At 67.5% G+C, this 22,384-nt stretch carries 23 protein-coding genes; 7 read left to right on the forward strand and 16 right to left on the reverse strand.

Features of this window, described 5'->3' with window-relative positions; all coding sequences use genetic code 11:
• Positions 1-74: 74 nt before the first annotated feature.
• Together AC1D1W_RS06835 and AC1D1W_RS06840 are read right to left on the reverse strand one after the other, a co-directional pair.
• Positions 75-851, reverse strand: coding sequence for a hypothetical protein (locus AC1D1W_RS06835; RefSeq protein ID WP_476943291.1), 777 nt, complete (start codon positions 849-851; stop codon positions 75-77).
• Between the two features lie 102 nt (positions 852-953).
• Entirely contained in the window at positions 954-1,529 is a 576-nt protein-coding gene (locus tag AC1D1W_RS06840; RefSeq protein ID WP_028275626.1) for a helix-turn-helix domain-containing protein, read from the reverse strand.
• Between the two features lie 280 nt (positions 1,530-1,809).
• Between AC1D1W_RS06840 and AC1D1W_RS06845 the strand changes: the two genes are divergently transcribed.
• Positions 1,810-3,333, forward strand: coding sequence for a sodium:solute symporter family protein (locus tag AC1D1W_RS06845; RefSeq protein WP_476943292.1), 1,524 nt, complete (start codon positions 1,810-1,812; stop codon positions 3,331-3,333).
• Between the two features lie 121 nt (positions 3,334-3,454).
• Here the strand turns inward: AC1D1W_RS06845 and AC1D1W_RS06850 are convergent, their stop codons facing one another.
• The gene (locus AC1D1W_RS06850; protein ID WP_028275624.1) at positions 3,455-3,691 is read right to left on the reverse strand and encodes a hypothetical protein; all 237 of its coding nucleotides are present in this window, start codon (positions 3,689-3,691) and stop codon (positions 3,455-3,457) included.
• A 235-nt stretch (positions 3,692-3,926) separates the two neighbouring features.
• On the opposite strand from AC1D1W_RS06850, the gene AC1D1W_RS06855 reads away from it, so the two are divergent.
• Positions 3,927-5,219 carry a VIT1/CCC1 transporter family protein gene (locus tag AC1D1W_RS06855; RefSeq protein WP_028275623.1) on the forward strand — a complete coding sequence of 431 codons (1,293 nt, stop codon included), beginning with the start codon at positions 3,927-3,929 and terminating at the stop codon, positions 5,217-5,219.
• On the forward strand, positions 5,219-6,178 hold the full coding sequence (locus AC1D1W_RS06860) for a matrixin family metalloprotease (protein ID WP_476943293.1): 960 nt from the start codon (positions 5,219-5,221) through the stop codon (positions 6,176-6,178). The genes AC1D1W_RS06855 and AC1D1W_RS06860 overlap by 1 nt, the downstream gene beginning before the upstream one ends.
• A 4-nt stretch (positions 6,179-6,182) precedes the next feature.
• Here AC1D1W_RS06860 and AC1D1W_RS06865 read toward each other — a convergent pair whose 3' ends face one another.
• The 5 genes from AC1D1W_RS06865 to AC1D1W_RS06885 all read right to left on the reverse strand — a co-directional run bounded on the left by AC1D1W_RS06865 (position 6,183) and on the right by AC1D1W_RS06885 (position 11,012).
• Complete coding sequence (locus tag AC1D1W_RS06865; RefSeq protein ID WP_476943294.1) at positions 6,183-7,316, reverse strand: LOG family protein; 1,134 nt, start codon at positions 7,314-7,316, stop codon at positions 6,183-6,185.
• Positions 7,317-7,424: 108 nt separating this feature from the next.
• Complete coding sequence (locus AC1D1W_RS06870; protein ID WP_476943295.1) at positions 7,425-8,201, reverse strand: SDR family NAD(P)-dependent oxidoreductase; 777 nt, start codon at positions 8,199-8,201, stop codon at positions 7,425-7,427.
• A 27-nt stretch (positions 8,202-8,228) separates the two neighbouring features.
• The gene (locus AC1D1W_RS06875) at positions 8,229-9,602 is read right to left on the reverse strand and encodes an MFS transporter (RefSeq protein WP_476943296.1); all 1,374 of its coding nucleotides are present in this window, start codon (positions 9,600-9,602) and stop codon (positions 8,229-8,231) included.
• A gap of 193 nt (positions 9,603-9,795) precedes the next feature.
• The gene (locus AC1D1W_RS06880; protein WP_079550394.1) at positions 9,796-10,503 is read right to left on the reverse strand and encodes a FadR/GntR family transcriptional regulator; all 708 of its coding nucleotides are present in this window, start codon (positions 10,501-10,503) and stop codon (positions 9,796-9,798) included.
• Between the two features lie 14 nt (positions 10,504-10,517).
• Positions 10,518-11,012, reverse strand: a complete 495-nt coding sequence (locus tag AC1D1W_RS06885) for an SRPBCC family protein (RefSeq protein ID WP_028275618.1) — start codon at positions 11,010-11,012, stop codon at positions 10,518-10,520.
• Between the two features lie 39 nt (positions 11,013-11,051).
• Between AC1D1W_RS06885 and AC1D1W_RS06890 the strand changes: the two genes are divergently transcribed.
• Positions 11,052-11,825 (forward strand): gamma-glutamyl-gamma-aminobutyrate hydrolase family protein, encoded by a 774-nt coding sequence (locus AC1D1W_RS06890; RefSeq protein WP_476943297.1) that lies wholly within the window; start codon positions 11,052-11,054, stop codon positions 11,823-11,825.
• 21 nt (positions 11,826-11,846) lie between these two features.
• On the opposite strand, the gene AC1D1W_RS06895 is transcribed toward AC1D1W_RS06890, so the two are convergent.
• The 6 genes from AC1D1W_RS06895 to AC1D1W_RS06920 are packed head-to-tail and all read right to left on the reverse strand — an operon-like array spanning position 11,847 to position 17,838.
• Positions 11,847-12,881, reverse strand: a complete 1,035-nt coding sequence (locus AC1D1W_RS06895; RefSeq protein WP_476943298.1) for a Gfo/Idh/MocA family oxidoreductase — start codon at positions 12,879-12,881, stop codon at positions 11,847-11,849.
• Complete coding sequence (locus AC1D1W_RS06900; RefSeq protein WP_476943299.1) at positions 12,878-13,672, reverse strand: TIM barrel protein; 795 nt, start codon at positions 13,670-13,672, stop codon at positions 12,878-12,880. Before AC1D1W_RS06900 ends, AC1D1W_RS06895 begins: the two co-directional genes overlap by 4 nt.
• Positions 13,672-14,775, reverse strand: coding sequence for a Gfo/Idh/MocA family oxidoreductase (locus AC1D1W_RS06905; protein ID WP_476943300.1), 1,104 nt, complete (start codon positions 14,773-14,775; stop codon positions 13,672-13,674). The genes AC1D1W_RS06900 and AC1D1W_RS06905 overlap by 1 nt, the downstream gene beginning before the upstream one ends.
• 31 nt (positions 14,776-14,806) lie before the next feature.
• Positions 14,807-15,724 (reverse strand): ATP-binding cassette domain-containing protein, encoded by a 918-nt coding sequence (locus tag AC1D1W_RS06910; protein WP_028275614.1) that lies wholly within the window; start codon positions 15,722-15,724, stop codon positions 14,807-14,809.
• Positions 15,725-15,740: 16 nt separating this feature from the next.
• Positions 15,741-16,790 carry an ABC transporter permease gene (locus AC1D1W_RS06915; protein WP_028275613.1) on the reverse strand — a complete coding sequence of 350 codons (1,050 nt, stop codon included), beginning with the start codon at positions 16,788-16,790 and terminating at the stop codon, positions 15,741-15,743.
• A 52-nt stretch (positions 16,791-16,842) separates the two neighbouring features.
• Positions 16,843-17,838, reverse strand: coding sequence for a substrate-binding domain-containing protein (locus AC1D1W_RS06920; RefSeq protein WP_028275612.1), 996 nt, complete (start codon positions 17,836-17,838; stop codon positions 16,843-16,845).
• A 348-nt stretch (positions 17,839-18,186) separates the two neighbouring features.
• Between AC1D1W_RS06920 and AC1D1W_RS06925 the strand changes: the two genes are divergently transcribed.
• Together AC1D1W_RS06925 and iolB are read left to right on the forward strand one after the other, a co-directional pair.
• Complete coding sequence (locus AC1D1W_RS06925) at positions 18,187-18,927, forward strand: GntR family transcriptional regulator (RefSeq protein WP_243181584.1); 741 nt, start codon at positions 18,187-18,189, stop codon at positions 18,925-18,927.
• Between the two features lie 95 nt (positions 18,928-19,022).
• Positions 19,023-19,919, forward strand: coding sequence for a 5-deoxy-glucuronate isomerase (iolB, locus tag AC1D1W_RS06930; RefSeq protein ID WP_476943301.1), 897 nt, complete (start codon positions 19,023-19,025; stop codon positions 19,917-19,919).
• A 4-nt stretch (positions 19,920-19,923) separates the two neighbouring features.
• On the opposite strand, the gene AC1D1W_RS06935 is transcribed toward iolB, so the two are convergent.
• On the reverse strand, positions 19,924-20,406 hold the full coding sequence (locus AC1D1W_RS06935) for an aldo/keto reductase (RefSeq protein WP_476943302.1): 483 nt from the start codon (positions 20,404-20,406) through the stop codon (positions 19,924-19,926).
• A 71-nt stretch (positions 20,407-20,477) separates the two neighbouring features.
• The gene (locus tag AC1D1W_RS06940; RefSeq protein ID WP_476943303.1) at positions 20,478-21,719 is read right to left on the reverse strand and encodes an MFS transporter; all 1,242 of its coding nucleotides are present in this window, start codon (positions 21,717-21,719) and stop codon (positions 20,478-20,480) included.
• A gap of 164 nt (positions 21,720-21,883) precedes the next feature.
• Here AC1D1W_RS06940 and AC1D1W_RS06945 point away from each other — a divergent pair, with 164 nt between their 5' ends.
• Positions 21,884-22,333 carry a MarR family winged helix-turn-helix transcriptional regulator gene (locus tag AC1D1W_RS06945; protein WP_223915289.1) on the forward strand — a complete coding sequence of 150 codons (450 nt, stop codon included), beginning with the start codon at positions 21,884-21,886 and terminating at the stop codon, positions 22,331-22,333.
• Positions 22,334-22,384 lie beyond the last annotated feature (51 nt).

A 22,384-nucleotide genomic window follows, 5' to 3' on the forward strand; every position in this document is an offset into this window, starting at 1 on the left:
AATTGCCGTTTCCGGCAGATTGCCGGGATGTGACGTACATCTCACCGCGGCCGATCTCACCAAGAAAAGGGAGGTCAGCTGTACTTGAGGGTGAGCAGCAGGCGCTTGAGCTGGCTGTACTGCTCCGTGGTCATCCAGGCTTTGGCGGCGTCGACAGAGGCAAACGCCGGGCTGCCGAAGAGCACCTTGGCTTCCGCCCCGCCGTTGGCGAAGCTGACGTAGGCGGAGCCGGAGTCAGAGACCGCGGACGCGAAGTCGCGTTGCTTGCGCACGCTCATGTGGAAATCGGACTGGTCGGCAAGGGAATCGAACGCGAAGCCGAAGGCCAGCTGTTCGCCGTCCACATCTTTCAGCCCCGGCACCGGGGCGGTGTCCAGCACGGTGCGGGCCACCGGGCCGGAGGCGTTGCTGGCGCTGGTGCTGCTGGTGATGGAAGCCAGTTCGTTGCCGGTGGCGTCGGCGATGACCGCCTGCAGGCCCCGCAGCTTGGCCGCGTTCTCGGGCGAGCCCACCAACCGGACGGACCAGCTGCTCGGATAGGAGAAGGAGAGGTGCCCGTCCGGGAAGGTGAAGGTTTTCACGCCGGCCACCGCGCTGGCCGTGGCCGTGGGTGCGGCCGGGACGGGCGTAGCGGAGGCGCTCGGGGCAGCCGAGGGCAGGGCCGAAGCGGCGGAGGAGGCGGTCGTGGCGGCCGCGCCGGATTCCTGCTGCGCCGGGGCCGCGGTTTCACCGGCGGGACCGCTTGCCGCTTCGCCGGCCCGCTGGCCCGGGGCGGCGCACGAGCTTAGGCCAAGGGCGGCCGCGAGCGCGGCGGCCACGGCCAGGGACGGAAAGACGTTGTTGCGGTTCATGGATCCCCCAGTTGATGACGCGAGCGGCTTCGGCTCGTCCTGTGTATCTCCGGCGTGCGCCGTGCGGATACTTTTGCGGTGGTTGCGGATGCGTTCATGCCCTCAGCGGCTGGCGGCGGGCACGAGCACCCACAGCACCTCGACGGCGTCGTCCGTGGGATTCACCCACGTGTGCGGTTCCCGGCCGGGAAACGTCACGGTGTCCCCGGCGCTGAGCTCGAATTCCTCATTGGTGAGGATCAGGCGGATGCTGCCCTTGACCACATGCAGGACGTCGACGTCGCAGTCCACGGCATAGAGCTCGGACTCGCCGCGCCCGCGCGGCTCGATCACGGCCTGGATGATCTGGACGCGGCGCTCGGAGCGCGCGGTCAGCAGCCGCTCGACGATCCCCTCGCCGCCGAGGGAGATTCGGGGGCCCTCATTCTGCTTCGTGAGGTGCGTTTCGGGTGCGGCGAAGAGGTCGCCAATGGAGATGGACAGAACCTGGCACAGCGTCACCAGGGAGGCAACCGAGGGCGAGGTGAGATCCCGCTCGACCCGGCTCAGGAATCCCTTGGTGAGCCCGGTGGCGTCTGCGACCTGTTCAATCGTGAGCCGCTGGGACTGTCTGGCCGCGCGGATCCGCGAACCGATGGCAACGGGAACATTGCTCGGTTCAACTGGTAGAGCCTTCATTTAGGAACCTTTCACGGCCGGCCGCTTGGCCCCATCATTGGAGCAATCCTAGCGGGAGCGGGCCTTCGTGACGCGGAGGCGGCGGCACCACGCCCTGCGTCTTGACTGTTACCGGCGTCACAACATACTCTTTGGCAACATGTGTTGCCTATTAGGCAATACGGGGGGTTCCGACGGAAATCCTCCTCTAACCACTTCCCGCAGCAGCGGCCTTGCCGAACATACTGTTGAGGCCCGGCAGGCCCGCATCCGCTCTCAACCAGCTCCAAGGAGCCTTTATATGGACGCAACTTTCGTCAACATCGCAATCGTGGTGGTGTACCTGGCCGCCATGCTGGCGTTCGGATGGTGGGGCAAGTCCCGCACTAAGAACAATAGCGACTTCCTCGTCGCCGGCCGCCGCCTCGGCCCGTTCCTCTACACCGGAACCATGGCCGCCGTCGTCCTGGGCGGTGCCTCGACCGTCGGCGGCGTGGGCCTGGGCTACAAGTTCGGCATCTCCGGCATGTGGCTCGTCGTCGCAATCGGCGCCGGCGTCCTGCTGCTGAGCCTGCTCTTCGCCAGCACCATCCAGAAGCTGAAGATCTATACCGTCTCCCAGATGCTGACCCTGCGCTACGGCAGCAACGCCACGCAGACCTCGGGCATCGTCATGCTTGCCTACACGCTGATGCTCTGCGCCACCTCCACGGGCGCCTACGCCACCATCTTCGTGGTGCTCTTCGGCTGGGACCGCGCCCTCGCGATCGCCGTCGGCGGGGCCATCGTGCTGGTGTACTCGACCATCGGCGGCATGTGGTCCATCACGCTGGCCGACCAGGTCCAGTTCGTCATCAAGACGGTCGGCATCTTCTTCCTGATGCTGCCGTTCACGCTCAACGCCGCCGGCGGCCTCGACGGGATCCGCAGCCGGGTGGACGCCACCTTCTTCCAGATCGACGGCATCGGCGCCCAGACGATCATCACGTACTTTGTGGTCTACACCCTCGGCCTGCTGATCGGCCAGGACATCTGGCAGCGTGTGTTCACCGCCAAGACACCTGAAGTTGCCCGCTGGGGCGGCGCCACGGCCGGCGTCTACTGCATTCTCTACGGCGCTGCCGGCGCCCTGATCGGCCTCGGCGCCCGGGTGGCCCTGCCGCAGATCGACGTCAAGGCCCTGGGCAAGGATGTCGTCTACGCCGAGGTCGCCACCCACCTGCTGCCCATCGGCATCGGCGGCCTCGTGCTGGCCGCCGCCGTCGCCGCCATGATGTCCACCGCCTCCGGCGCCCTGATCGCGGCCGCCACCGTGGCCCGCGCCGATGTGCTGCCGTTCGTTGCCGGCTGGTTCGGCAAGACGGTCAACACCGATCACACCGACAACCCGGAACACGACGTCAAGGCCAACCGCATGTGGGTCCTGGGCCTGGGCATCGTGGCAATCGTGATCGCCATCGTCACCAAGGACGTTGTCGCGGCCCTGACCATTGCGTACGACATCCTGGTTGGCGGCCTGCTCGTGGCCATCCTTGGCGGCCTGGTCTGGAAGCGCGGCACCGGCGTCGCCGCCGCGGCGTCCATGGCGGTGGGCTCGGTCATCACGCTCGGCACCATGATCATCCTGGAAATCAACGCCGAGGTTCCGCTGGACGGCATCTACGCCAACGAGCCCATCTACTACGGCCTGGCGGCTTCCGCAGTCGTCTACATCGCGGTCTCGCTGCTGACCAAGCCGACGGATCCTGCGGTCATGCAGAACTGGCGCCGGCGTGTCGCCGGCGGCGCGGCTGAGGAAGAAAAGGTCCCGGCCCTCACGCACTAGGGCCCAGGCCCGTCAGGGTCTAGACCGCAAGTCATATCCGCGAGTTAAAGGTCGACGGCGGCGCTCCCCTTTCGGGGGCGCCGCCGTCGGCCTTTAGGCACCCTAACGGGCCGCGGGAGGATCACTCATTTTCCTCCGGCGCAAGGAATTCCTCACCTTCCACGGGCACCACCGGCTTCTCGTCGCCCAGGAAGTCTTCCGCGTCCAGGGGAACGAGCCGGTCGGCCTCTTCGAGAAGCTCCTCGTCCTCGGTCTCCGCGGCATCACTGACGGGCGCGTCCTCGGCGTAGTCGTAGGCGGGATCGGACTCGAGTGACTCCCGGGCCGGCTGGATGGGATGTGATGCGGTGCTCTCCATGATGCAACCTCCATGCGGCTTCGGTGGCGGCAAGGCCCCGGGGAGCCCGCCCTGGGTTTCATTCGAACACCGCGGACCCGGGCGGTCAAGGGCTCACAATTGCCGCCGGAAAGCGGCTGCGGGCGGGCCCGCCCGCAGCCGGGCAGTTACGGCCTCCCTAAACTTTCCACTGAGGATTGCCAGCCGGAAAAGCGCGGAAATACGGGGTAGTCTGGAGTCGCAATGGGGCCGGACCATGCCCGACCAAACCCAGGAGTTTTTCGTGTCTCAGCACACCGAATCGGACCGAAACGATTCTTCGCAGCACCACCCGACACAGCCCTCTTCGGTCCGCGATACGGACCCGCGCCCTGCCTCGCCGCACGCTTCTGCTGCCCCCGGGGCGGCTCCCTCCACTGCCGCTCCGGTCAGCGCACCGAGCCCCTCGCCCGCAACAGACGCGAGCGCAGCGCCCAGCGCAGCGGACATCAAGCGCTGGCGACAGTATCTCGCCGATGAACGTGCCGAGGCGGCCGTCTACCGGGACCTGGCGCAGAACCGCGCCGGGGAGGAGCGCGCCATCCTGCTGGCGCTGGCCGAGGCCGAGGGACGCCACGAAGCGCACTGGCTCCAGTTGCTGGGCGATCACGCCGGCAAGGACCGGCATGCCTCACTCCGGAGCCGGTTCCTGGGCTTCCTGGCCCGACACTTCGGCTCGGTCTTCGTCCTGGCCCTGGCCCAGCGGGCGGAGAGCCGCTCCCCGTACGCCACCGAATCCTTCGCCACCCCGGCCATGGTCGCCGACGAGCAGATCCACGAAGAAGTGGTCCGCGGGCTGGCCACCCGGGGCCGCAACCGGCTGGCCGGAACGTTCCGCGCCGCCGTCTTCGGCGCCAACGACGGGCTGGTCAGCAACCTGTCCCTCGTCATGGGCATGGCGGCCTCGGGCGTGGGCAGCCAGGTGGTACTCCTCAGCGGCGTCGCCGGGCTGCTGGCCGGCGCACTGTCCATGGGGGCCGGCGAGTTCATTTCCGTGCGGTCGCAGCGGGAGCTCCTCGCCGCGACCCGACCCACCCAGATCACCTTGGCGGCGGCGCCGCTGCTCGATATCGAGCACAACGAACTCCTGCTCGTCTACCTGGCCCGCGGCATGTCCCGGGAGGCCGCCGAGCACCGCGTCGCGGAGCGGATGGGCCTGCTGGACTGCGACTGCGATCCCAGCCTGTCCCTGCGTCCGGAACTGCCCGAAAGCGAGGACCAGCACGAGGCGGTCGGCACCGCCTGGGGCGCGGCGGCGTCGAGCTTCTGCTTCTTCGCCTCCGGCGCGATCGTGCCCATCATTCCCTTCCTGCTGGGCATGACAGGACTCGCCGCACTGGTGGTTTCCGCGTCCCTCGTCGGCTTGGCGCTGCTGCTTACCGGCGGCGTCGTGGGCCTGCTCTCCGGTACCTCACCCGCCACCCGTGGCCTGCGCCAGCTGGCCATCGGCATGGGTGCCGCGGGCGTGACGTACCTGCTGGGCATGGCCTTCGGCGCCGTGGTTGGCTAGTGGACGGCCCTGAATTTCGGGACCGCGGACCTCGGCACAGCCGGCGAGCCACCGCGCTGCGGATCATCAGGAACCTCGCCGCCGCCGCGGTGATCGCCGCCGGCGCCTTCCTCACCGCCGGACTCGTCTACGGCGATCCGAGGTTCACTGGCCTCTTCGAGGTCTCCCGAGGAACGGGGAACAACGCAGGGCACAGTGCAGAAAACAAGGCAGGCAGTGACCTGCAGGCACAGCCGCAGGCCGGCCAGAAATCCGGCCAGCCTGCCGTGCCGGCCGGCGAAGACCGGACGGACACTCCCCCGCCCGGGCTCGAGGAGCAGGACCACCCCCTCGGCGCGGCCCGGAAACCGGAGGCCGCCAGCACCTCGTACAAGTTCCTCGCAACGAATGACGACGGCACTCCGGTGGGTTACTCGCCGTGCCGCCCGCTGCACTACGTCATCAATGCCGCCCTGGCCCCGCCGGGTGCCGAGCGGCTCGTGGACGACTCGATCCGGACGATCTCCGAGGCCACCGGGATCGCCTTCATCAATGACGGCCCCACGTCCGAGGCCCCCTCGCCCACACGTGCGCCCTACCAAAAGGATCTCTACGGGGACCGGTGGGCGCCGCTGCTGATCGCCTGGACCACCCCGGAGCAGGCACCGCAGCTCAAAGGCCCGGTGATCGGCACGGGCGGAAGCACACACTTCAGTTTCGGCGACGGCCCCAAAAGCTTCGTCACCGGCAGCCTGGAGCTGGACGCCCCGCAAATCGCGGAAGACCTGGACCGCTCCGAGGGAGCGGCCTATGCCACGGCCGTGATCCTGCACGAGCTCGGCCATGTGATGGGCCTGGAGCATGTCGATGACCCGGCCCAGCTGATGTACCCCGAGATCGGAGCCCCGGACGGGCTTGCCGCCGGCGACCTGAACGGACTCTACGAGCTCGGCCACGCCCAGTGCCGCAAGGATCTCTGACCCCCTAGCGCTCCAGCGCCTCAAGGGCTTCTTCGACCGTATCGACCAGGAAGATCCTTCCCTCCATCCGGCGCCCTGACGCCAGGCTCTGCAAGAGGGGCCAGGCCGGGAATCGCCGCAGCCAGTGCTCGTGCCCCACCAGGACCATGGGAGTGACGGTTTCCGGGGCGGCGTAGTAGTTCTCGCAGGCGTCCTGGAAGATCTCCTGGACCGTGCCGCCCGAACCCGGCAAAAAGACGATCCCGCCGTTGCACAGTTCAAGCAGGATGGCTTCCCGGATGGCATTCGCGAAGTATTTGGCCACATGCGTGGCGAAGAAGTTCGGTGGTTCATGACCGTAAAACCACGTGGGAATCCCCAGCGACGACACACCCTCCGGGTGGCGTTGGGCGACCGCCGCGGCCGTCCGCGCCCAGGCGGCCACCGACGGGCGGAAGGACGGCACCGCCGAGAGGTCGGCCAGGGCCCGCCGGAAGTCCGGTTCGGGGGCCTCGCTGAGGAAGGCGCCAAGATTCGCGGCCTCCATGGCCCCGGGGCCGCCGCCCGTGGCCACCACCCGGCCGCTGCGGGCCAGCAGCCGGCCCAGCAGCGCGGCGCCCTCAAAGACGGCGGTGCCGCGGCGGGCAATGTGCCCGCCCATGACCCCCACCATCGTGCGGCCGGCGCGGAGATAGGTGCCGGCCAGTTCGTCGAGTGCCACTCCGATCGAGTGGTCATGCAGGGCGGCGGCCAATGTCGCATCCAGCCGGCGGCGCTGGCCCGGCCGGATGCTCCACTGGTACACCCGCGCGTCGAGCGTGTCCTCGTAGGGTGAGGTGGCGATCCCGGAATAGAGTTCCTGCGGCGTGTACAGCTGCCCGCGGTAGGGGTTGAACGGCACGGCCGTGAGCCGGGGAAAGATGAGGGCGCCCCGGCCGCGCAGCAAATCCTCCACACCGTCGTCGAACCTGCAGCCCAGGAAGACCGCGCCCTGGGCCTCAAACGCCTCCAGCTGGGCCCGGCGGCCCCGCAGGTCCAGCGACTGGACGTGCCAGCCGTGCATGCTGCGCGCCCCCGCCGCGACCAGCCGGTCGAAACCGGCAAGGCTCTCGACCTCCAACGTGCGGGGGCTGGGGTGAAGGCTGCGGGCGGCGCTCATGGAGCCAGCCTAGACCGTGGCCAAGCTCCCCCGTGGCGCCATCACTCCTGGTGGCCATTCCGGGATCTTGAGGCCCAAAAGTGATAGCGCAACGGGGGTGCGTGCAGGTTAGGAGACCTGGAGGCCGCCGTTGATGTCATAGGTGGCCGCGGTGATGTAACCGGCGTCCGGGCCGAGCAGGAAGGCGATCAGGGCCGCCACTTCCTCGCGGCTGCCGACCCGCCCCATCATGATGCCCTCCGACATCTGTGCCTTGCGTTCCTCGCTCAGGGTGCCGCCCATGATGTCGGTGTCGATGGGGCCGGGGGCTATGGCGTTGACCGTGACCCCGAACGCGCCCACCTCGCGGGCCAGGGCGCGGGTGAATCCGATGATCCCGGCCTTGGAGGCGCTGTAGGCGACCTTTGAGTAGGTGCCGCCGCCCCGCTGTGCCGAAATCGAGGAGATGCTCACGATCCGGCCGAGCTTGCGCTCGATCATGCCCTTGAGCACGCGCTGGGAGACGATGAAGGATCCGCGCATGTTGATGGCGAAGACCTTGTCCCATTCCTCGACAGTGGTGTCCATGAACGGCGTCGGGGAACTGATGCCGGCCAGGTTGGCCAGCGCGACGATCGGGGGCAGCGAGCCCTCGATCTCGGTGATGGCCCGGTCAACCGACGCGGCGTCGGAGACGTCCGCACCGACGCCGATGGCCTTGACCGCACGGTTGGAACCGATTTCGGCCGCAGCGGCGCTGGCGTCCTCGGCATTGATGTCCAGGATTGCGATGGACCAGCCCTCGCTGGCCAGGCGGTCGGCGGCGGCACGGCCGATGCCGCGGGCTGACGCCGCTCCGGTCAGGACCACGGTGCGTTCAGTGGGGAACGGGGTAATTGATGTCATGACGAAGATTCCTTCGGGGGGTTCGGATCAGGATACTTTGGCCGGGTCGACGGCGGCAGCCGCTGCGACCGCTGGGTCAAGGCCGGCGTCGCCTTCGGGGCGCCGGCGGGCGTACAGGTAGGTGGCCACTGCCGTGATGCACAGGCACAGGGACAGGAACAGGAGCCCGCTCTGGTTGCTTCCGGTGGCGTCCTTGAGGAGGCCGACGGCGTACGGGGAGATGAAGCCGCCGAGGTTTCCGAGGGAGTTCACCAGGGCCAGCCCGGAAGCGGCAGCCGCACCGGTCAGCGCCGCGGAGGGCATCGAGAGGAAGGGGGCGATCGCCCCGTAGATCCCCATGGCGGAGAGCGTCAGGCCGACCATCGCGAGGAACGGGTTGACCGGCAGCAGGTAGCCGGCGGCCACGAGTCCGACGCCCGCAAGCACCATGCTGACCGAGGCGTGCCAGGCACGCTTGCCGGTCCGGTCCGCGCGCTTGCTCCAGAAGTAGACGAATACTGCGGCCACGGCATAGGGGATGAAGACGATGAAGCCGACCTCTGCCGTGGAGAACTTGCCGAGGGCCGCGACGATGGTGGGCATCCACAGGCCCAGGCCGTAGATCCCGCACACCAGGCCGAAGTACAGGGCGGAGTAGACCAGGGTGCGCTTGTCCTTGAGCCCGGCCATGAAGTTGTGCTTGCCCGACTGGGACTTGGCGGCAAGTTCGGCGTCCATGGTGGCGGTGAGCCAGTTGCGCTCGTCGGCTTCGAGCCATTTGGCGTCCCGCGGACGGTCAGTCATGAGGATGGGTGTCAGCAGGCCGAGGGCGATCGCCGGGATGCCTTCGATGATGTAGAGCCACTGCCAGCCCTGGAGGCCCATGACGCCGTCCATCTGCAGCAGGAGCCCGGATACCGGGGCGCCGAGCGCGTTGGATACGGGCTGGGCAAGGATGAAGATGCCCAGCACGGTGACGCGCTGCGCGGCAGGGAACCACAGTGTCAGGTAGAACAGGATCGCCGGGAAGAACCCGGCCTCGGCGGCACCGAGCAGGAACCGGACGATGTAATACGTGGTTTCACCGTTCACCAGGCACATGGCGGTGGCGAAGATGCCCCACGTGATCAGGATGCGGGCCAGCCATTTCCGGGCTCCGAACCGGTACATGYCGGCGTTGCTGGGAACCTCCAGGAGGGCGTAGCCAAGGAAGAAGATGCCGGCGCCCAGACCGTAGGCAGCGGAGTTCAGGCCGATGTCCTCGCTCATGGTGAGTTTGGCGAATCCGACGTTGTTGCGGTCCAGGTAGGCAACGAAGTAGAGCAGGACAATCAGGGGCATGACGCGGCGGCGGACCTTGCGGAGCGTGCGGTCGCCCAGTTCGCCGAGTCCGAAGGACTTGGGGGCTAATGAAGTCATCATCGACCTTCTTAAGTGTTTTCCTGCCCTGCGGCTGTGCCGGGTGAGGAAAGCGGTGGATTGGGGTGGTCATCCTGCCCGCCTGGAAGCGCGTGCTGCAGGATTCTTGTTGAGTCAGATGTCAGACATCTGATTCAGGAACTAGCCAAAATCTTAGGATGTGATTCGGATTACGTCAAGAGTCCGGAGGCGGACGTCAGGACTTGGCGCCCCGGACGTAGCGTTCGTAGTCCGCATTGGTCTGGTCCATGTGCTCATCCATCGCCTGCCGCGAGCGCTCGGCGTCGCCGCTCAGAATGCTGTCCAGGACCCGCTGGTGGTAATCGATGGCGTGCTGCTGGATCACCTCGACGGCCGACGTTTCGCGCCGGGTCACGTACAGCAGCTGGCCCAACTGGGCGAACAGGGCCCGGACAAAGGGGTTGCCGGACGCCTTCAGGACGGCGTCGTGGAAACCAATGTCCGCCTCCACGAAGCGGTCCAGGTCGCCGGAGTCGTGGAAGCGCTTCATATCCGCGATGCACTCGCGCATGCGCTCGGCCTGCTCCGGGGTATAGCGTTTGGCGGCGAGCGCCGCGGCCCCGGTCTCCACCATCCGTCGCATCTCAATCAGTCCCACCGAGACCTGGTCGGCCGCATTGCCATGGGAGGCTGCCTTGAAGATCGCGTCCAGGCCGGTCCAGTTGTCCGTGGGATTGACGAATGTTCCCCGGCCGGCCTTCACATAGAGGATGTTTTGCGCCCGGAGGGCTTTGAGGGCCTCACGCACGGTGAGCCGGCTGACGCCGTAGGCCTTGGCAATGTCGGCCTCGGGCGGAATCGGGTTGTGGGGCAGGAGCTTTCCGTCAAGGATTTCGGTCAGCAGGCCGTCGACGAGATCGTCGACCAGTGTCCTGCGGCCCATCCCAGTTCCCACCTTCAGTCTCGTTTCGTGCTGCCATCCACATTACCCATGTCCGGGTGCGCAGCCATGTAGGCGTCGAGCTTGGCCAGCGTCTGCTCCAGGTTGGCCGGATGGCGGCGCAGGTAGCCGGCCATCCGGAGCAGGCTCTTGCCGCGGACCTGCCGCGCGTCCCATTGCTCGGTGACCAGGGTGCCAGCGGTGCCGTCCTTGCCCGTGGATGGTTCAAGCAGGTAGCGCCACACGTGGCCGTAAAAGTGCCGCCATGCAATCCGGTGGCCTTCCTCGAATTCGCAGACGGTATTGAGGATCTTGTAGTTCACCCGCATGTTCATTTGCATGCCGAACCTGGCGCGGAGGTACAGGCGCCGTGGCCCGCGCGGCTGGGTGCCCTTCACCGTGTCCGAGCCGTCGATCACGCTGTGCAGGGCAGGCGTGGCGAGCACCTCGAAGATGGCTTCGGGGGCTGCGGCGATGTACCGGCTGCGGGACACGAGATAGCGGGGATTCATCTAGTAATCCTAGTCCGCGATCGTGTTGCAGAATGAGGCATGCAGACTTCCCGCAACCCCCTTCGCGGTCGGCCGCGCATCGGCGTTCCCGTCCGCCTCAGCAGTTCCTCCGATCCCGACCCGCGCGTGGCGGAAGCCAACGCATTGTTCGAGTACATCGTGGAACTGCTGCGCGAGGGCGGCGGCGAACCGGTGCTGCTCGACGCTCCGGGGCCCGACGACGGCGGCCTCGCCGCGGCGATGGCCTGCCTTGACGGCGTCGTCCTTCCCGGCGGCGGCGACCTCGACCCCGCCCTCTACGGCGAGCTGCGCGGTGACGTCTGCTACGACGTCAGCCCTGCCCAGGACGCGCTGGATCTCGCCGTGGCGCGTCTTGCGATCGACGCCGGGCTGCCTGTGTTCGGCATCTGCCGCGGGCATCAGCTGCTCAATGTGCTTTACGGCGGGACGCTCATCCAGGACATGGCGCCGGGGACGGTGGCGCACCGCGAGCCCGCGCCGGTGCACGGGGCCGGCCCGTGGGCCTGGCATGAGGTGGCGGTGCGGGCCGGCTCCAGGGTGGCCGCGCTCTACGGCGGCGGTTCCGGTGCCGTGAACGTGAAGATCGCCTCCGGCCACCATCAGGCTGTGGCCCGGGTGGCCGGAGGATTGCGGGCGACGGCCGTGGCCGAGGACGGGACCGTCGAGGCGCTGGAGGATCCGGAGCGCTGGGTGGCCTCGGTCCAGTGGCACCCCGAGGCCCTGGAGCTCCCGGCCGGGGAACGGCTCGCGCCGTTCCGGGCCTTCGTCGAGGCGTGCCGCGCCCGGCCCTGAGCCGGACGCCCCGGGCCGTGGTCAGCTGCCGACGCTCACCGTCACCTTGACCGGGGCACCGGTGGCCAGCGATTCCTGAGCGGCATCGGCAACCCGGGAGGCCGCGACGGCGTCTTCCGGAGTGCAGGGATTCTCCCGGCGGCCAAGGATCAGGTCGACGAACGCCTCCATTTCGGAGCGGTACGCCGTCTCGAACCGCTCGGCAAACGTCAGGTGCGGCTTCCCCGCGGGGAAAGCGATCCCCGCTTCGGCGGAGGCCATGGCCGTCTTGTCGTCCAGGCCCACCATCAGCGAGCCGCGGGAGCCCTGGATTTCCAGCCGGACATCATGGCCCGCCCCGTTGTAGCGGGTCGCCGAAACCGTTCCCACGGTGCCGTCGTCGAACGTCACCACCGCGAGGGCCGTGTCCACATCGCCGGCCTCACCGATGGCCGGATCCCCGTTGTTGGAGCCCTTGGCGTAGACCTCGACGATTTCGCGGCCTGTGAGCCAGCGCAGGATGTCGAAATCGTGGACCGAGCAGTCACGGAAGAGCCCGCCGGAGCTGGCCAGGAACTCGACCGGGGGCGGCGTCATGTCGCACGTGACGGCACGCAGGGAATGGATCCAGCCGAGCTCGCCGGCCTGGTAAGCGCGGCGGGCTTCCAGGTAGCCGGCGTCGAACCGGCGCTGATGCCCGATCTGCACCACGCCGTTCCGGTCCCGGATGTAGTCGATCACCGGCAGGGCGTCGGCCACGTTCAGGGCCACGGGCTTTTCGCAAAACACCGGGATCCCGGCGTCCACGCCGGCCTTGATGAGCTCGGGGTGGGTCCCGGTTCCGGTGGCGATGACCAGGCCGTCTAGCCCCGAGGCCAGCAGCGCCTGGACCGAGGGCAGGAATTCGGCACCGAGACCGCTTGCCACCGTCCGGGCGTGCTCTTCGGCGACGTCAGTGAGGCGGAGACGGACACGGATCCCTCGTGGGTTCAGGACCTCGTTGAGGGCGGCGATGTTGTTGGCGTGCATGACCCCGATCCGCCCAACGCCGGCGAGTCCAAGGATTACGTCTTTCATACTTCCACTCTCATGTTTGGTGCGGGCACGGTGAACGCCGCACGGAAGGCCTCCAGGGCCGCATAGCTGTCGCCACTGGCCCACGCTTCCATGCCCACGGTTCCTTCGTAGCCTGCGTCCGCGAGCGCCCTGGCCACGGCCGCGTAGTTGATTTCCCCGGTTCCGGGTTCGCAACGGCCTGGAACGTCCGCCACCTGGATTTCGCCGAGGTATGGCAGGGCGGTCCGGACGAGCTCGACCAGGTTCCCCTCCCCCATTTGGGCGTGATAGAGATCCAGCATGAGCCTGGCGTTCGGGTGCCCGGCAGCCTGCACGAGCGCCAGGGTGTCCTTGGCCCGGGCCAGCGGGATGCCGGGGTGGTCCCGGATGGTGTTGAGGTTCTCGAGGCAGAACGTCACCCCGTACTTCTCACCGAGCTTCCCGAGCCGTTCCAGGGTCCGGGCGCCGGTGGCCCACATGTGTCCGCTGGAGCGGTAGACAGGCCGGGCCGCGTGGCCGTCGACGAGTTCCGCCGGGTGGACCACCAGCCGGCTGACGCCAAGTTCCAGGGCGGTGGAGATCAGGGACTCGGCGGTCCGCACCACCTCGTCCGCCGTGTCCGGATCCACGAGGCTGCCGGAGCTGTATCCGGTCATGGAGGAGAACAGCGCCCCGGTGGCCTTGAGCGCGCCGATGTCCTTGGGCCGCGAGTCCCAGAGTTCGACGTCGAAGCCGGCCTCGTGGAGCCGCCGCACCCGCTCCGTGAACGGCAGGTCCGTAAAGACCATCTCAGCGCACACGGCGAGCCGCATCAGAGGACCACGTTCTCGTTGACGGCCACTGTGTTGACCGTTGCCGGGGTCCCCCGCTTGACGGACTCAATGCAGGCCAGCGCCACGGCCAGTGCGCGCCGGGCGTCGCTGGCTCCCGGAGTGAGAGTGAAGGGCTTCGACTCCGGAGCGGTGCCGTCACGCCGGGCGCGCACGGCGTCGGCGAAGTCCGCCAGCTCGTCTGTGTAGGCCTGCCGGAAGAGCTCGATGTTCAGCCGTGGGGTGTCGGCGGACATCCCCTCGGCGGTGAACCGGCGGGCGGCGGTTTCGGTGGCGCGGCCGGCCTGGACCATGCCCTTGGAGCCGAAAATCTCGCCGCGGATGTCGTAACCGTAGAGTGCGCTGAAGTTTGCCTCGGCGACGGCGATCGCACCATTGCTGTAGCGGATGGTCACGACGGCGGTGTCCAGGAACCCCTGGTCCCGCAGTCCCGGCTCCACAAGCGCGTCGGCGACGGCGTAGACCTCCACGGGTTCGGCGCCTTCGTTGAACCAGTTCAGGGTGTCGAAGTCGTGGATCAGGGTTTCGAGGAAGATGGTCCATGCCGGGACCCTTGCGGCGTGGCCGATGCTCCCCGTGCCCGGGTCCCGGGTCAGCGAACGCAGCAGTTGCGGCTGCCCCACGATTCCGGCGGCGAGGTCCTTCTTGGCCGCTTGGAAGTCTGCGGCGTACCTGCGGTTGAAGCCGATCTGGAAGTGCACCCCAGCGGCGTCGACGGCGTCAAGGGCGGCGTCGAGCTCCTCGAGCCCCTGACCTGCGGGCTTCTCGCAGAAGACGTGCTTTCCGGCCGCTGCGGCCTGGCCGATCAGGGAGGAATGGAAACGCGCGGGGCTGGCGATGACGACGGCGTCAATCGCCGGGTCGGCCAGGAGGTCAGCGGCGTCGGCGGTCACCTTCGTGGTGCCTAGGGCGCCGGCCAGCGCCCCGGCGGATTCCAGGTTCGGATCCGCGATGGCGGCAAGGACGGCGCCGGGGACCCGGCGGGCAATGCTCTCGGCGTGGAAGGCGCCCATCCAGCCCGAGCCGATCAGCCCGATCCGCACGGGCAGGACGGCGTCGGAGGCGTTGCGGTTGAGGTAAGCCAAAGGCTTGTCCTTTCAGGAGTTGGGGCGGCGGTTACCCGTAGGTCTTGCCGGTGGTCTGGGACACGTCGGCGACTTCGCCCTGGACTTCTTTGACGACGTCGCTGTGGCCGCCGAGTTGTTCGAGTTCGTGGGCGAGTTCGGCGAGTTCTGCGCCGCCGGCCATCTGGGCGGTGAGCTCGTCGAGGGTGATGTCCTTCTTGTCGTAGTAACCGATCGATTTGCCGCGTTTGAGCAGCAGGAACCGGTCCCCGACGGGGAAGGCGTGGTGCGGGTTGTGGGTGATGAAGATGACGCCGAGGCCGCGGTCGCGGGCCTGCAGGATGTAGCGGAGCACCACGCCGGACTGCTTCACGCCCAGCGCCGCGGTGGGCTCGTCCAGGATCAGGACCTTCGCGCCGAAGTACACGGCCCGGGCGATCGCGACGCACTGGCGTTCACCGCCGGAGAGCTGGCCGATGGGCTGTTCGACGTCGCGCAGGTCGATGCCCATCGCGGCGAGTTCCTTGAGCGTGATGTCCTTCATCTTCTCGACGTCCATGCTCTTGAACGGGCCGAAGCCGGACGTGAGCTCCGAGCCGAGGAAGAAGTTCCGCCAGATCGGCATCAGCGGCACCACGGCGAGGTCCTGGTAGACCGTGGCGATCCCGACATCGAGGGCGTCCCGGGGGGAGCTGAACTTCCGCTCCTGGCCCATGATCTTCAGTGTTCCGGCGTCGTGCTGGTGCAGGCCGGCGATGATCTTGATCAGCGTGGATTTGCCCGCACCGTTATCGCCCAGCACGCAGGTGACGCGGCCGTTGTCCACCGCCATGGTGACCTCGGAGAGGGCGATGATGTTCCCGTAGTGCTTCCCGACCCCGTCGAGGGAGAGCAGGTGCACCGGGGTGTGGGTGAGCGGGTCTTTTTCGTTCTGCAGCAGGGTCTGCTGGTCGATCTCTTTGGCATTCATGGTTCCGGGGCCCCTTCTACTTCAGTTCCGCGCGGCGCTTGACGATGAGGTTGACGATGGTGGCCAGCAGCAGCATCAGGCCCAGGAAGAACTTGAACCAGTCCGGGTTCCACTGGGCGTAGACGATGCCCTTGTTGGCCATGCCGAAGATGAACGCGCCGATCGCGCCGCCGATCGCCGAGCCGTACCCGCCGGTGAGCAGGCAGCCGCCGATCACCGCGGCGATGATGTAGAGGAACTCGTTGCCCACGCCCTCACCGGACTGCACGGTGTCGAACGCGAAGAGGTTGTGCATGCCCAGGATCCAGGCGCAGAACCCCACGGCCATGAACAAACCGATCTTGGTGGCCTTGACCGGCACGCCCACGGCGCGGGCCGCGTTCGCGTCCCCGCCGACGGCGAAGATCCAGTTCCCCACCCGGGTCCGCATCAGCACCCAGGTCGCGACCGCGACGAGCGCGAACCAGTAGAACACGGTGATCTTGATGTCGACGCCGCCGACGCTCACCGAGGAGGCGAACACCGCCCGGGCCGAGGCGAAACCGTCCATGGTCGAGATCGAGGGCGAGGACACCGAGCCGCCGATCAGCCGGGTCAGGCCCAGGTTCAGGCCGGTCAGCATCAGGAACGTGGCCAGGGTGACGATGAAGGACGGCAGCTTGGTCTTGATCAGGATCCAGCCGTTGATGAACCCGACGGACAAGGAGACCACCAGGGCCAGGCCGACGCCGACCCAGACGTTCGTGGTGAAGTACCAGCTGAACAGCGACGCGGTCAGCGCCGAGGTGATCACGGCGACGCCGGTGGAGAGGTCGAACTCCCCGCCGATCATCAGCAAGGACACCCCCACCGCCATGATCCCGATCGTGGAGGACCCGTACAGGATGGTCGCCAGGGCACCGGGCTGGGTAAAGGTCGGGGACACCAACGCGAAGAAGATGAAGAGGACGATCGCGCCCACCAGGGCACCGACCTCGGGACGTCCGAGCAACTTCTGGAACGGACTGCGCTTGGCGACGCGCTCATCGGGCGCCGGCGACTTTGTCTTGGTCTGGGTGATGGTCATGATAAGTCTCCTTGCCGCCGGGCCGGCGCGAACCGGCCCGGCCAGCGGGCTGTTAGCGGACGCCCTGCTGGGCGAAGGTCAGGACATCGGCCGCATTGGATTTGTCGATGACCGCCGGGCCTGTCAGCACAGGCTGGCCGCCGCCGATCTTGAAGCCGCCGCGCTTGTTCTGCCAGATGGCGTCAACGGCTCCGTAGCCCTGCAGCCACGGCTGCTGGTCCACGGTGAACAGAACTGCACCATCCACGATCTTCTGGGCGAGCTCCGCGTTGAGGTCGAAGCTGGCAACCTTGGCAGAGCTGCCGGCGTCAGTGACCGACTTGAGGAGGGTCAGGGTGATGGGGGCGCCGAGGCCGATGATGACGTCGGCGTCCTTGGAAGCCTGAAGCTTGGCAGTCGCGGTGGACTGAACGGAGGTCATATCCTTGCCGTCGACGTAAAGGATCTCCGTTCCGGGAACCTTCGCCTTGACGCCCGCGCACCGTGCTTCAAGTCCCACGTGGCCCTGTTCCTGAATCACGCAGACCGGGTGCTTGTAGCCGTCCGCGGCCAGCTTGGTGCCCACGGCCTGACCGGCGAGCTGCTCGTTGGAACCGAAGTGGGTGAATGCTCCGAGCTGGGAGGAGACCGATTCGCCGGCGTTGAGGCTCACAATCGGTATGCCGGCGTCGGAGGCCTTCTTCAGGACGTCCTTGAGGGCTTCGGGCTTGGCGAGCGTGACCGCGATGCCGTCGACCTTCTGGTCGATGGCCTGCTGAATGAGCTGGGCCTGGCGCCCGGCTTCGGGATCGGACGTATAGAGGAGCTCAACGTTGTCCTTTGCCGATGCCTCCTCGGCGCCTTTGCGAACAATATCCCAGAAGGTGTCACCGGCTGCGGCGTGCGTGATAAGGGCGACCTTGATGCGGGAGGTGCTGGCTGCCTGGCCTCCGCCAGCCGCATTGCCTGAGTCTGCGGGCTTGCCGCCGGTGCTGGAACACGCGCTCAGGGCCAGCATGGGTACAACGGCCGCCACGAGGGTCGCCTTCCGCCACGAGAACTTGGTCACGATCAATCTCCTTTGATTCCGGGCCACGCCGGCCGCTTCATCGCGTCGGTCCATGAGCCATCTACAACCGATCATGGTGACTCCAATCACAGTTGTCAATAGTTTGTCCTGACATTAGGATGTTTGGACGTAACGAAGTGGGGTCGGAATGTCGCATTCGCAGAGCTTGCCGGGCCAGCGCCGACAGCCCGACCCCCGCAAACAAAGCCCGTCACAGCAGCCCTTGGCACCTCTTGGCAGCCCTGCTACTATCAGAAAAAGGCAGTATGTCCTATCAAGCGAACATAGCCTGACATACGCGGACAGGCCGGCACAACGGCCGCCGCGGAGCACAAGGGAGCATGTCCAGTGGCGAATCAACTGAATCTGCGGATCGACCGCTCTTCCCCGGTGCCGCTGTACCACCAAGTGGTGCAGGGCATCGAGGCAGCGATCCACACGGGGCTGCTGGAACCCGGCAGCAGGCTGGAAAACGAGATCGACCTGGCCGCCCAGCTGAACCTGTCCCGGCCCACGATGAGAAAAGCCATGGACGAGCTGGTCCGCTCGGGCCTCCTGGTCCGCAAGCGCGGCGTCGGCACCCAGGTGGTGTCCAGCCAGGTCCGCCGCCCGCTGGAACTCTCCAGCCTCTACGACGACCTGAGCAACAACGGCAGCAAGCCCACCACCGACGTGCTCAGCTTCTCGCATGAGGAGGCGGACGGCGCGATCCGGACAGCTCTGCAGCTTCCGGCCGGCGCCAAGGTCTACCACTTCACCAGGCTCCGGAAGGTGGGCGGCAAGCCGCTGGCCCTGATGGAGAACTGGGTGCGGGATGACATCACCGCCCTCGACGAGGCTTCCCTGGGCGCGCAGGGCCTCTACGCCATTCTGCGCAACGGCGGCGTGAACTTCCGCCTGGCCTCACAGCGGATCGGTGCCATGATCGCCAATGACTACCAGGCGCCACTGCTCGAGACCACCCCCGGCTCCGCCCTGGTGACCATGGAGCGGACCGCGGTGGACGACACCGGACGCATGGTGGAAACCGGCCACCACGTCTACCGGGCGGATTCCTACAGCTTTGAAATGACACTGGTCCAGAGGTAAGCGTCCAGAGTTAGGCGCCAGCGACGGGCGCAACCGGCTCCAACCCCGCACACACACGCGCCTGCCTCCGGCGCGACAACGAAAGGGCAGCTTCCATGGCCAACTGGGTCTATCCGCTCGGCACCGCCGCCGAAGACACGTGGGACATCTCCATCGGGACGTCCGACTCCAAACTGGAGGTGGACGGCTGGGCGCATACCGGGCTGAAGGTTGCCACGCTGGCAGCCGGCGCCGCCGTCGAACTCGACGCCGCGGCGGAGGAACGCATCGTGATCCCGCTCAACGGCTCTTTCGTGGCGGCCGTCGACGGGCAGGACTATCCCCTGGCCGGCCGGGTCAGCGTCTTCAGCGGCCCCAGCGACGTGCTCTACACGGGAGCCGGCAAGGCGGTGGCCATCACCTCGGCCGACGGCGGACGCGTGGCAGTCGCCACTGCCCCGGCCAAGGCCGCCTACCCGACCCGCCTCATCACGGCCGCCGAGACGCCGGTGGAACTGCGCGGGGCGGGCAACTGCTCCCGTCAGGTCCACAATTTCGGGACTCCCGCCGCGCTGGAGGCGGACCGCTTCATCGTCTGCGAGGTCCTCACGCCGGCCGGCAACTGGTCTTCCTATCCCCCGCACAAGCACGATGAGGAAAAAGACGGCGAGACCAACCTCGAGGAGATCTACTACTTCGAAACCCGGGTGACGCCCGGGGCCCCGCAACGCCCGGGCGCCGACGACGCCATCGGCTACCAGCGCGTCTACGCCTCCGACGAGCGGCCCATCGACGTCGCGGCCGAGGTCCGGACCGGCGACGTCGTCCTGGTGCCCTACGGCTGGCACGGGCCCGCCATGGCCGCCCCCGGCTACGACATGTATTACCTCAACGTCATGGCCGGACCCGGCCCGGTCCGCGAGTGGCTCATCAGCGATGACCCGCACCACGGCTGGATCCGCCAGACCTGGGAGGGCCAGGACCTGGACCCGCGACTGCCGTTCGGCCGCTAGGCCGTCAGGCCGCTGGCTGCTGGAGCGCCGGGTGCAGCTCCACCTGGTTGACCGCCGGCACCGTGCCGCCCAGGTCGATGAGCCGCTGCAGGTGCCCCGGCTCGAAATTGGACACGCCGATGGCCCTGACCCGGCCGTCGGCATGGAGTTTTTCAAGGGCCAGCCAGGAGTCGGCGTACCGGTCCGACGCCGGCGCGGGCCAGTGAATCAGGTAAAGATCCAGGTAGTCGAGACCCAGCTTGTCCAGGCTCGCGTCGAAAGCCGCCAGAGCTGGTTCGTAGCCGAGGTCGTCGATCCACAGCTTGGAGGTGATGAACAGGTCTTCCCGCGCGATCCCGGACTCGGCGAGCGCGCGGCCGGTTCCGGTTTCGTTTCCATAGATGGCGGCCGTGTCGATGCTCCGGTAGCCGGCGTCGAGCGCCGCCGCTACCGCCTCGGTGGTCTCGGCGTCGGGAATCTGAAAGACGCCGAAGCCCAGCTGCGGCATCCGCACCCCGTTATTGAGGACGATGGGGGGGAATTGAAGTCATGGTGTCTCCTGTGGTTGCATTCGGGAGGTCAGCGGACAACGGCTGCGGCCTCGGTAGTGTGAATGTCGGCGCTGGTTTGCGCTGCTGCCGCGGCGGGAGCGGTTGAACCGCCGGCCGTCGCCAGTCGCTTGGCCTGAGCCGCGGCGAATACCATCACTGCCAGGCCCAGCAGGGTGATCCCGGCGCCGGCCCAGATCGGCGAGGTGTAGCCGAGGCCGGCGGTAATGGTGACGCCGCCCAGCCAGGCGCCCAGGGCGTTGCCGACGTTGAAGGCGCCGATGTTGGCGCCGGAGGCCAGGGTGGGAGCGCTGCTGGCGTACTTCATGACGCGCATCTGCAGTCCCGGAACCGTGGCGAAGCCGAAGCCGCCCAGCAGCACCATAGTGGCGATGGTCACCGGCTGGTTGCCGGCTGTCAGGGCGAAGGCCACGAGCACCAGCACCAGGGCGGCGAGGACTACGAGCAGGGTGCGGTCCACGTTCTTGTCGGCCGCCTTGCCGCCGAGGGTGTTGCCGATGAAGAGCCCGACGCCGAAGAGGATCAGCAGCCACGGGACCGTGGCTGCGGTGAAGCCGGTGACCTCGGTGAGGGTGAACGCAATGTAGGTGAAGGCACCGAACATGCCGCCGTAGCCGAGGATGGTCACGAGGATGGAGAGCCAGACCTGCCCGGACCGGAAGGCACGGAGCTCGCCGCGGAATCCGCCCGCTGCTGGTTCGCCGGAGCCGGTTTTCGGCACGAGCGCGAGGATGCCGGCCAGGGCGAGGACACCGATCACGCTGATCGCCCAGAACGTGGAGCGCMAGCCCGCAGCCTGGCCCAGCATGGTGCCGAACGGGACGCCGAGCACATTCGCAGCCGTCAGGCCGGTGAACATGATCGCGATCGCACCCGCCTTCTTAGTGGGCGCCACCATGCTCGCGGCCACCACGGCGCCGATGCCGAAGAACGCGCCGTGCGAGAGCGCGGCAATGATGCGGCCGATCATCATTACCGAGTAATCCGGCGCGAGCGCCGAGACGAGGTTGCCGGCAATGAACAGCACCATCAGCACAGCCAGCACGGGCTTGCGTTCGAAACGCGTCACGGCGGCGGTGAGACCCAGCGCCCCGACCACGACGGCGAGTGCGTAGCCGGAGATGAGCCAGCCCGCGGTGGCCTCGGAGACGTGGAAGTCTGCGGCCACTTGCGGCAGCAGGCCCATGATGACGAACTCGGTGAGTCCGATGCCGAACCCGCCGAGGGCGAGGGCTATCAGGCCAACAGGCATGGAGGTGCTCCTTACAAAGCTGTACGGGATGGGGTATGGCGCGTAAGCTAGTAGTTGCAGACGCGTTATTTATTCTTGCACAAGCAGATACAGCGCGCAAGCAACTATTATTTGATGTGCCCGTCACTACCCCGCCGGGCACGAGAGTTGAAGGGAAACACCTGATGGGCATCAAGGACGACGCCGTCGAGGTCCGGGCGCAAGGCTGGCGGACCCTGGCGGCCCTGCACGGGCTGATCGAGGCCGAGCTGGAGCGGTCCTTGCAGGCCGAGGCGCAGCTCTCCGTCGTGGAGTACACCGTGCTGGATGCGCTGAGCCGGCAGGACGGCTGGCACATGCGGATGCAGCAGCTGGCCCGCGCCACGGCGTTGAGCGCGAGCGCCACCACGCGCCTGGTCAACCGGCTCGAGGACCGCGGGCTGCTGACCCGGATCCTGTGCGCGGATGACCGCCGCGGAATCTACACCGAGCTCACCCCCAGCGGCATCGCCCTGCTCGAGCAGAGCAGGCCGGTCCACGACGCCACGCTGGAGCGGGCGCTGGCCGAGGCCCAGGAAGTCCCCGAACTGGCGCCGCTGGTCGACGCCCTCCCTCGGCTGCACGCCGCGGCCTAGCGCGGCAACCGCCTCGCGCGAGTACGCAGAAAAAACGCGGAAAGCCCCGCC

The organism is Arthrobacter sp. P1_B4 (genome assembly GCF_056406555.1).